Source organism: Pasteurella testudinis DSM 23072, from assembly GCF_900176075.1.
Taxonomy (GTDB): Bacteria; Pseudomonadota; Gammaproteobacteria; order Enterobacterales; family Pasteurellaceae; genus Chelonobacter; species Chelonobacter testudinis.
The window spans coordinates 16,427-27,123 of record NZ_FWWV01000020.1 but is presented as its reverse complement, the minus strand read 5'-3'; the positions used below and the strand labels follow the sequence as shown (position 1 = coordinate 27,123).

Annotated in this window: 4 protein-coding genes and 1 pseudogene; 3 read left to right on the top strand and 2 right to left on the bottom strand. The window is 47.0% G+C overall.

Features of this window, described 5'->3' with window-relative positions; all coding sequences use genetic code 11:
• A pseudogene (locus B8880_RS14410) lies at nt 1–3,744 on the top strand (Ig-like domain-containing protein); the annotation flags it as partial.
• A gap of 294 nt (nt 3,745–4,038) precedes the next feature.
• Here B8880_RS14410 and B8880_RS08415 read toward each other — a convergent pair.
• A complete protein-coding gene (locus B8880_RS08415; RefSeq protein ID WP_084257178.1) occupies nt 4,039–5,292 on the bottom strand; it encodes a glycosyltransferase in 1,254 nt (417 codons plus the stop codon).
• A gap of 513 nt (nt 5,293–5,805) precedes the next feature.
• Here B8880_RS08415 and B8880_RS08410 point away from each other — a divergent pair.
• Nucleotides 5,806–8,997, top strand: coding sequence for a UDP-N-acetylmuramoyl-tripeptide--D-alanyl-D-alanine ligase (locus tag B8880_RS08410; RefSeq protein WP_084257177.1), 3,192 nt, complete (start codon nt 5,806–5,808; stop codon nt 8,995–8,997).
• A 43-nt stretch (nt 8,998–9,040) separates the two neighbouring features.
• Nucleotides 9,041–10,063, top strand: coding sequence for a hypothetical protein (locus B8880_RS08405; protein WP_084257176.1), 1,023 nt, complete (start codon nt 9,041–9,043; stop codon nt 10,061–10,063).
• Nucleotides 10,064–10,172: 109 nt separating this feature from the next.
• Here the strand turns inward: B8880_RS08405 and B8880_RS08400 are convergent, their stop codons facing one another.
• Nucleotides 10,173–10,685: a hypothetical protein gene (locus B8880_RS08400; RefSeq protein WP_084257175.1), complete on the bottom strand. Its 513-nt coding sequence runs from the start codon at nt 10,683–10,685 to the stop codon at nt 10,173–10,175.
• Between the last annotated feature and the right edge of the window lie 12 nt (nt 10,686–10,697).

Genomic DNA, 10,697 nt, shown 5'->3' with positions numbered 1-10,697 from the left:
TTGACTGTCACCAACCCGGACGGCAGCACGCAAACCGTGACCCTGACCGCAGATGACGTCGCCAACGGCGTAACCGTCAAAGTGACTCCGATTGACGGTCAAGTAAACGAAGTGAAAGCCGTTGTGGCCGATGCCGCCGGCAACACCTCTACCGAAGGTTCGGACACTTCAACTGCCGATCTGCAATCTCCGGGTGGCGAAGACACCGACGGCGACGGCAAAGGCGACGAAGCACCGGTCATCACCTTCCCTGAAGATATTGAAGGCGACGGCACCCTGAATGCAGCCGAAGTGGGCGAAGATGCCAGCACACCGGTAAAAATCAGCCTGCCGACCGGCACCGAAGAGGGCGACATCGTTGTCGTGACTATCAACGGCGTCGAGCAGGAAGTACCTGTTACCGTTGCTGATCTGAATAACGGCTTCGTTACCGTACCGGTAGCCACTGACAACATTGAGCAAATCGACGTGACCGCCTATGTGAAAGATGCTTCCGGCAATCAATCCGCTACCGGCAACGGTAGCGTGAAAGTGGATACCACCGTACCGCAAGCACCGACCGTGACCCCGAGCACCGAAGACGGCAGCGTGACCATTACACCGGCGGATGATGCAGTGAAAACTGATATTACCTACGTTGACGAAGACGGCGTCACCCAAACCGTAACCGTGGTGAAAGGTGAAGACGGTACTTGGGCAGCGGAAGACGGTACGACCTTGCCGGAAGGCGTGACCGTTGATCCGACCACCGGCGTGGTGACCATCGGTCAAGACGCAGTGAAAGACGGCAGCACCGTGACCGCCACCAACACCGATACAGCCAACAATGAGTCTGTGGAAGGCACTGGTACGGCAGGTGTGGACAAAGGCCCGAATGCCCCGACCGTTACGCCGAGCACCGAAGACGGCAGCGTGACCGTTACGCCTGCTGAGGGTGCTGAGAAATTAGACATCACCTACGTTGACGAAGATGGCGTAAACCAAACCATAACTGTGGTAAAAGGTGAAGACGGCACTTGGGCACCGGAAGCAGGCACTACCTTGCCGACCGGTGTCAAGGTAGACCCTGAAACCGGTGTCGTAACCATTGCCGAGCGTGCTGTTGAGGACGGCAGCGAAGTGGTTGCCACCAATAGCGAGGGCAACAATGTATCCGAAGAGGGCAAAGGCATCGCCGGTCCGAATGCAGATACAACCGTTCCGGGCGACACGGACAATGATGGTGTGGCGGACACTGGTCCGGTGATCAGTTTCCCTGAAGATGTGAACCCGATGGTTAATGAAGAAGGTGCGCCTCTGTTTGATGAGAACGGTGATCAGATTCTGGGCAACGGCATCTTGAGTGCGGCTGAAATCGGTGATGACAACAGCACGCCGGTAGAAATCAGTCTGCCGGTCAACACGGAAGTGGGCGATATCTTATATGTCACCATCAATGGTGAGGAGCAAGAAATCGAGATTACTGAAGCGTTGTTGACTCAAGGTTCGGTAACCATTGATGTGCCGACTGCCGACATCAGCGAAATCGAAGTGACCGCTTATGTAGAAGATACCGCAGGCAACCGCTCTTTGGACGGCACCGGCAGCGTAACCATTGAAGAAGCGCTTCCGACAGCCAGCATCACGCTGCTCGATGATCTGACCGATGATTACGCCGGTTTGGATGAATTGATCGCCACTAATGTGTACAACACCGACGGTAAAACCGGTGAAATCGGCAACAATACCGGCACAGCTTTCAGCAGTCTGGCAACCGGTCTGACCAACGATGATACGCCGAACATCAAAATCACCTTGGACAAAGCATTGGCTGAAGGTGAAACCCTGACCGTATATCGTTATAAATACGATGATTCGCTTGACGGCGTTTCACCGATCAAATCGGAAACGCAAGTGGAGATTGTTAAAGTGGTCGGCTCCGACACCGAATATGTTGTCGTCAGCACCGACGACCAACTGGATCAGACCTATGGTCAAGAGTATCTGTATAAAGTGGTGGTGAGCGGCATCGTCGATGGCGAACAGGTTGAGAGCGTGGTGCAAGAGCATCATATCAAGCTGGATACCTTGGTTGAAGCAATCACGGTAGATAACGTTTCCGTCAATGGCGACAACCGCACTTTCAGCGGCACAACAGAGGCCGGTGCGACCATCCGTGTGACTTACTTGAGTAGCACCAATAACAACAGTTATGTGACAACCGAAACAGTAGCCGATGAAAATGGTGCATACAGCCTCACCCTCAGCGGTTGGAACAACAAAACCGTTGATGGTGCTGAAATCACCGTCATTGACCAGGCAGGTAACGTCAAAACGGCCAGCCTGCACAACTTCCCGCGTTTATATGTGAATATGAATACGGAAGTCGGCATCACGGCAGCCACGATGGAACAAACCATCTTGCTACAACGTGAAAGTGCCCAAGGCTTGCTGATGGATGACGGCAACGATTATGTGATTTTGGCTGGCGGCGGTGTCAACGACTTGGGTAACCAAGGTATTTTTGCCGAGCAAACCGATGACAAGACCGTTGTCGATATGGCGGGTGGTGATGACTATCTGCGTGTCAATGGTGCGCTATACGATGGTGTATCTGTCAATATGGGCGCGGGTGATGACAAGTTTGAAGTCGTGAACAACATTGCTTATGGCGCCTACGAAATTGATATGGGAGAGGGTAATGACATCTTTACCGCCTTGGGTAATGCTGTCGGCTCGCCATTGAATATTGATTTGGGTGACGGTAACAACCAGTTGAATATTGGTGGCAGCATGGATACCGAATTCAACTTCACTGGCGGTGCAGGAGATGATTATGTGTCGATTGGCAACGGTATTGTTTCTCGTGCCGCGAGCACCATGAGCTTGGGCGATGGTGACAATACGGTTGCGATAACCGGTGGTATTTCGCCGATCAGCGGCTCAACCACCATCACCACCGGTGCCGGCGATGATATTATCAGTGTGACGGGAAATATCAGCTCTACCATCTATACGGCTAAAGTCGAATTTAATTTGGGCGAGGGCAACAATACCGTTTATATCGAGGGCTGGTGGGCCGGTAACAAAGGTATGACCACCGGCGACGGTAACGACACTTTGATTGTCGGCGGTAATATTGACACCTCGTCCAGCCCATTGAATCTGATTGATTTGGGTAACGGTGACAATGCCATCAGCATTGGCGGTTATATCTCAGCAACCGACGCTAAGCAGAGCTTTATTACCGGTGACGGTAATGACACCTTTACCGTGGGTGGGTATGTTTCCAGCGGCGCAGGTACAGACATTGGCTTGACCATTGATCTGGGCGCCGGTGATGATGTCCTCACTATTGGTGCTACAGGAGAAGCTATTCGTGACTCACAAACAGTCATCAATGGCGGAGCAGGTAACGATATCCTGCGCTTTACCGGCTCAAGCGCTAAAACCGAGATCGACATGACCAAAGTGAAAGGTTTTGAGGTGATTGATCTGAATGATTCCAACACCCATCTGAATGTGGTCATCAGCGATTTGATTTACGACGGCGCGCCGAGCAAAATCTACATCACTGGAGGTTCATCAGACTTTGTCGATTTGGGTGACAACAACTGGACATCGAATACCGCTTCCAGCGCTCCGCAGTTGGGGACTTGGACATCACGCCAAGGCACCGGCGACGATCAAGGCTATACGGTTTGGGTGGATAGCACCAACCCAAGTGTTGAATTGTATATTCAAAGTACAATCAACGTGTTGTAATCAACACTAAGCCTGACCGCACTTTGAAAAGTGCGGTTTGCCTAACCCAAACACCCTGCCGGCTTGCCGACAGGGTGTTTTTTGTTGAACAACTGTAAGTCAGCTGGTAATGATCGACATTGCTTGATGCGCGCAACGCTGTAAATAAACCGCCAATATTTGAAACAACATAACCTTGATATTAAGATGACAAATAAGTTGGTAACACTCGGATTTTAAAATAAAGGATTATTGGCTTGGAATGAATTGTTTGCCAATGATTAATCTGAGTTGATCTTATTTTATATGGGATGGTTATCCTAATATTTCTAATATGGGTTGTGTTTTTTGATAAAAATAGAAAAAATAGCTACTAATTTTATCCAAATGACAGCGTTTTGCCGTAAGTGTAATGCCTTTAGCGTGCTCAAAGTAAGTAAGGTTTTCATTCTCCATTACGATGGTATCAAGTGCTTCTATCAGGCGTTTGTCTTGAGTAATTTCTTTGATATGAATGTGTAAGGTTAATTTAAAATCCCAAGAATTACGCTGCAGTACAAATTCATAATAGATGAATGGCTTGTAATCAAGTGTTAACTCATCTTTGTCCAGTACATAAACTAATTTTAGATTTGCCGGAATTTTTAGTTTGCTATGCTGTAAAAAATGTAGCCAATGGGCTTCATTTGTGCGTTTGCGCAATAATTCTCCTGTTTCGCCGAAATGGGTAATTTTATCCGAATTGAAATCACCAAATGCTTGTACTTTTTGATAATTTCGCATCCATATCGGGAATGCAGATTGTGATAATTCACAATTCCAAGGTTTCATGTTTCCCATGAAATGTACGATTTTAGTTTGATAAGTGGTTATGCGTGGTAATGTGTTATAAATTTTATGATCAAGTTCTGTGATTTTGATATTTTGCTTATATGCGAGATATGAAAATGCTAATTCATCAAGAACACTACTGAAATAACCTAGAAAGGTTTTTAGGAAAAATTGTGCATCTTTGATAGCTTGTTGCCAATCTAATGAATCATTTGCATAAAACAGTCCACCATTCGGCGCCGGATGGGTAGCGGGGATATTGTCTAATTCCGCTAATGGCGGGCGGGAAGCACGATCTCCAAATTTTTTGATAAACAGACTTTCAGTGCGCCATGCAATACCTTCAATATTGAATAATTCGCTAAAATCATCCTGTATCACCATATCTAAATCTAAGAATAAAACTTTATGATAATGAGCCAACTGTTCGACTACTTTATATTTTGAGAGCGAAAAATGAGAAAAACGTTTAATGAAGTAGTTGAGTTGCTTTTTATCCATCGTGTCTTCATAGTGTTCCTGCTTCCAATCGGAAAAGGTATAAGAAATAAATTGAATATGGGGTTCGATTCTGAGCAAATCTGATTGTTCACTGATGGTTAAGCTATCATGATACACAATTATGTCGTCGTAATTATGGCGATTCTTTTCCTGTAAGTTAATAATCATTGTTGCTAGTGCAAAGTGGTAATCTGCTGTCAGCATAAACACAATAGCACTGGATTTTTTGTTTGCCATGAGTATGAACCTTGTTGTTGTGTTCACAAATTATAACTATGGGAATATTCGGAAGTCATTTAAAAATAGGTGATTTTGGCTTAACTGCGGTTGGATCCTGCTGTTCATTGCCGAATTCATCTAAAATAGTTTTAAATTCGTAATATTCAGTTGCTGCATATTAGGAAAGGCATGGAAATATCGCGGACTTTCTAATAGCGGTTTAATTGGTGAATCGTTGAAGTTATATTTAATTAACTTAGTCGGATTACTGCCTACCCTAGTATAGGATGCCCCATCTCTGACATGGGCATTGCGGTGGTGGTAATCACAATACCTGTTTCAATTGTATTATTTTTTGTACGTTTTACCTACTATAATTAATACTACACTTAAAGTACTTGCTTTTATTGATTTGCCAAAAATCCGATTTGAAGTGTAATCTTACTTTTCTTTTAATTTTTCGGATTTCTATTAACTGATTGGTTATAATAAGCAATTATTTGAGACAAATTTGCTGATTGCAGAGCGATTATGACTTCATTTCCGACCTTGTTCACTGATTATTTACCACAAATTCAGGCACTCTATAAGCAACAACACAGTGCAGGGGAATTTGCCGATACCTTGATCATTTCCCTCAGCAGCGGTGAAAAACGCGCCAAATGTGCCAGTTTGTTTTTTGATAAAGATGAATTGACAAGTGGCGACTGGCAGGTTGTGAAAACCAGAATAGAAAACAAAATCAGCGCATTGGCTAAACATTTCGAGCAACCGCTGAAATGGTTGAAAATGGAATGGGTGATTAGCGAGTCGGCGATGAAGTGGGCTGAGTTGCAACAGGAGCTGCGGAAATATAAACGTAATTATTTCCGATCGGGTATCGCATTCAAAGGCGTTACCTCACCTTGGCTGATGGCGACGGAAATGGAATTAAATGCCCATGCTGCGCTCTATTTGGGGGCAGATAAGCCGTTGGCCGGCATCAATCAGGCAAACTTGGAGCGTTATCTGAAAGGGCGGTTTTCATCAAAGCAAATGCCTGATTTTAAAGATGATATGCCCGTGAAGGTATTTGTGACGACCGGCGTTTTTTTAGATGCGGATACGCAACAATTGAGGATACTTTCCACCTTGCCGCGCCAGCACGGTCGCCGTCAGCTTGCGGCCTTAACCCCCGAAATAACCGGCGAGTTGGTGCATTTAAGTACACTGTATTTAAGCCGACAAATTGAAGAGAGTGGTTTGTTTCAGTATGGGCATTTTCCGTGCTTCGACAAACCGATTCCAACCTACAATACCTTGCGTCACGCATCGAGCACTTACGCTCTGCTGGAAGGCTTGGAGTTGTGTCAGCAATTGATAGCGTCGGGCGACACTGTTGCGACCGAAATCAGCCTGATTACCCTGAATGCCGCGGAATTGGACGCGGTGCAACAACGCGTAGAATCGGCAATTGATTATTTTGTGGTACACAATATCCGTCATTATGCCGACGGCAGAGCGTATGTGCTGGAAATCAACAATGAAATCAAACTCGGCGCCAATGCCGTCGCCATACTTGCGTTTGTCAAATACGCGCAGATGTTTCCTCAAAACGACCGCTCTTTGCGCCTGCTCGGTTTATGTGACAAGCTGGCTGCGGGCATGGTTGCCATGCAGGAAGAAAACGGCAGTTTTGTGCATATTTTAAATGGCGAAACGCTGGAAGTGATGGCGAAAACCCGCACCATTTATTACGATGGCGAAGCGGCATTCGGTTTGATGCGTTTGTATGGGGTTACTCAAGATCCGAGATGGCTGGCTTGCGTGGAAAAGGCATTTGATTTCTTCATTACCAATCACCATGAAAAAGCACACGATCATTGGCTGTCTTACTGTTCCAATGAATTGGTCCGTTACAAGCCGGAACGCCGTTATTTCCAATTTGCGGTTGATAACGTGAAAGGCTATCTCAATTTTATCCAGAACCGCTTGACTACGTTTCCCACCTTGTTGGAATTGTGTATGGCATTTCATAAAATGCTGCTGAAACTGGACGAATTCCCTGAATATCAAGATGTGCTCGATGATTTTGATGTGGCGGCGTTTTATACGGCGTTGCACACACGGGCAAATTATTTGCTCAATGGCTTTTTCTTCCCTGAAAATGCCATGCATTTTGCCAATCCGAATAACATTCTGCACGGTTTTTTTATCCGTCACCATGCTTTCCGTGTGCGCATTGATGATGTCGAACACTATTTATCAGGCTTTGTACATTATTATGAATTATTGAAAAACGGCCATTATCCAAACAGTTTGCAGCAACAAAAAAATAAAGAAAATGTGGCGTTTAACGTCATCAATGTCGAGGTGGCGACCAAAGGAAAATGGCACAAGAAAGCCCCGGAAAACTGGCAGCCGACGGGCTTGAGCATTTTTCCGAAAAGTTTCCAAAAGGGGCACATTGTTGTCGCCCGTGGTAAAAATATGGAAACCGGTTATCTGTCGTTTCCAGCGGTGAAATCCTTTGTGCTCAAAGGCGCATCAGCGATTGTGACCGATGATCCGGAAAGCTATGCTGATCTCGGTATACCGCTGTTGGTTGTCGGTAATGTCCGCCAAGCAACATTGGACTTGGCGCGTTTGGCACGTTCGGCTTATCGCGGTAAAACGTATGGCATCACGGGCAGTGCCGGTAAAACCACCACGGTTGCCATGCTCAGCCAAGCCTTGTCTGCAATCGGATCAAGCGCACAAACCCAAGGCAGTGCGAATTTGCCGATTGGCATTGCTTGGAATATGGCGTGCATGCCGCAAACGGCGGCGCATTGGGTGCTGGAAATGGCGATTGGCAATATGTCACTCAACAGCCAATTGGTGAAGCCGGACGTGGCCGTGATCACCAACATCGCAGCTGCCCACTTGGAATACCACAATGATTTGGATACGGTGGCGCTCAAAAAATCACGCATTTTCGAGGCGATGTCACCCAAAAGTTTGGCGGTGGTATGTCGGGACATCGCCCAGTTTGACTTAATCGCCGCTGCCACGCACCGTCAGCAACTCGTTATGATCAGCTATGGCGAACATCCGCAAGCAGATGTGCGTTTGCTAAGCTATCGACAAGGTCGCGCCAAGGTATCGGTATTCGGCGAGGAGATAGCGGTGACATTGCGTGCCCAAGGTAGACACTTTATGCTGAACGCCTTGGCAGTGATCGCCATTGCCCACCGGCAAGGTTTGGATCTTCCCCCAATTCTGACCGCACTTGAGCAGTTCCAAGCGGTGGAAGGGCGTGGCGATGTATTTGAAAGTGCTTATGCAGACCAAACGGTAACGGTGATTAACGAAGCCTACAACGCCAACCCGATTTCGATGAAAGCGGCGTTGCAGGCATTTGCAGATGATTCGGCTTTGCCCGAAAAGCGGGTGTTGGTGCTGGGCGATATGTTGGAACTGGGCGCGGAAAGCCGGCAACATCACTTGGAGTTGCTGAACGATGTGCTGCAAACTCAGGCAGGCACGGTGATTCTGTGCGGGGCAGAGATGCAGACACTATATCAAACGTTGAAACCGTTGAATCGCATACCGCACTTGCATTGGGTGGCGGACGCTGATGCAGTCATTAAACTGTTTGAAAATCAGATCCTTGCATTGCAGGATTCGGCTCGAATACTATTGAAATCGTCCCATGGCACTGGACTGCATCGGGTCGTGAATTATTTGCGTAAGCAAAAGTGAGCAATCGCATCATCATTATTATTTGGTTGAAAATGGCGTGTATATGACTCAATTGAAATACTGGCTAGCAATGATGTTGATTGCTTTTCCGATGGTTTTGCAGGCGGATAGCAGATTCGCTGCTTCATCGGCAGAGCAGCAATCTGCCGGTGTATGTATTGCGCTAAATACCAAACCCGCCGCTCCCTTAACCACTGTTGCAGCGGAAACCGCACCATTTCGCTATGTTGTGCAGGTTGGAAAGGGACAAACTGCGGCGGAAACACGGTTGGTCAGTGAAACCCAGTTGGAGGACATTCAGCGCCAACTGGCGGTTGCCGATGCTCTGTATCAGCAAGTGTTGGGCTTGTCCGCTCCCTTATCTATGCCGCGTTATGCCAAAGCGCATTATATCCAAGTGAGCATTCAGGCAAGCGAACGTCGATTTGGACTGGCATATGATGAAGTCACCACAACCCGTCAAGAAGGCAGTGCAGGCTGTCATATAAACATGCTGGTGAGCAATCAGGTGTATGCCAATCGTAACGGCACACCGGCGCATGAACTGTTCCACCTTTATCAAAACAGCTATATGATGTTCAAGCAAGCCTGGTTGAGCGAAGGCTTGGCTCGATGGTCAGAATCGTTATTGGCAACCGGTGTCGGAGTAGGGGCAGATGATCCTCTGCCGCAAAACCGCGAAGAACTTGAATCGGTGATGGCGCAAAGTTACCCAGCCGCCAAAATGTGGATCAGATTGTTCCGCCTGCTTGATGACCGAGGCGAATTTTCAGTGGCAGAGGATATCGCCAAGAAAATCTATACCGATAATAGCGTTATTGTAAAAGACAAACGGGCTTACGGCACGGCGTTTATCCGTCCCTTGTTTGAAGCCTTGGCGGCACAGAGCGCTGCAGTCAGCCGCCGACAAGGGTGGCAGGAATACGGCTGGGCGGAACGTGAGCAGAAAAATCCGGCGCATAACCGCGATATTTGGCTGGCGCTGAAACGGGCAATCCACAACTATCTTCTGCCAGAACAGCAAACGGTGGAGTTGAAACAGTTTTTGCAAATCGAGCTTCCTTGAGGGAGACGTTGCAATATTCAAAAATACCGAATGTTTCAGGCGGCATTATGATTACACCGCACTTTGTGTATTGCAAAGTGCGGTGTTTAATACAGAGTGCGGTTTTGATTTAATACGGCACTTCCAAACGGCCGCCGTCAAGGTATTGAATGCTGAGCGGCAGCACAATCGGTTTGAGATCCGAATTGGGGGAGAGGAAGAAAATCCGGTTATTGCGCGAAATCGAGTCAATCGGAAAGATGGAATCAACACTGCGAGTTTCATTTTGATCCATGCCGGAATTAAACACCACCTGAATTTCTTTATTAAAAATAATATGCCCTTGGTAGGCATAAATTGACAGCCAAGAGATGGAGTGCACCGGTCGGGCGGAATTGATTTTAATTCGGTAGCGTAATACTAATTCAGTGAGGTCTTGATTGGTGGTTAAAAAATATTCCGGTCCGAGTAATTCGACGCGTGATCTAAATTCATTTAACATCGGTGAATTGGGCAGAACGTAAGATTCGATGCTTCTTAATTGTCCTTCGGAGTCATCGGCGTGCATATCAATGAAAGTAGAACCTAAAATCAATAGGCTGGTTGCGATAAAAATCGAGCCGTATTTTAATGATAAATTCATTTTAACCTCACA

Coding starts and splice junctions, on each gene's coding strand:
- B8880_RS08400 (WP_084257175.1), bottom strand. CDS start 10,685: ATGAATTTATCATTAAAATACGGCTCGATTTTTATCGCAACCAGCCTA.
- B8880_RS08410 (WP_084257177.1), top strand. CDS start 5,806: ATGACTTCATTTCCGACCTTGTTCACTGATTATTTACCACAAATTCAG.
- B8880_RS08415 (WP_084257178.1), bottom strand. CDS start 5,292: ATGGCAAACAAAAAATCCAGTGCTATTGTGTTTATGCTGACAGCAGAT.
- B8880_RS08405 (WP_084257176.1), top strand. CDS start 9,041: ATGACTCAATTGAAATACTGGCTAGCAATGATGTTGATTGCTTTTCCG.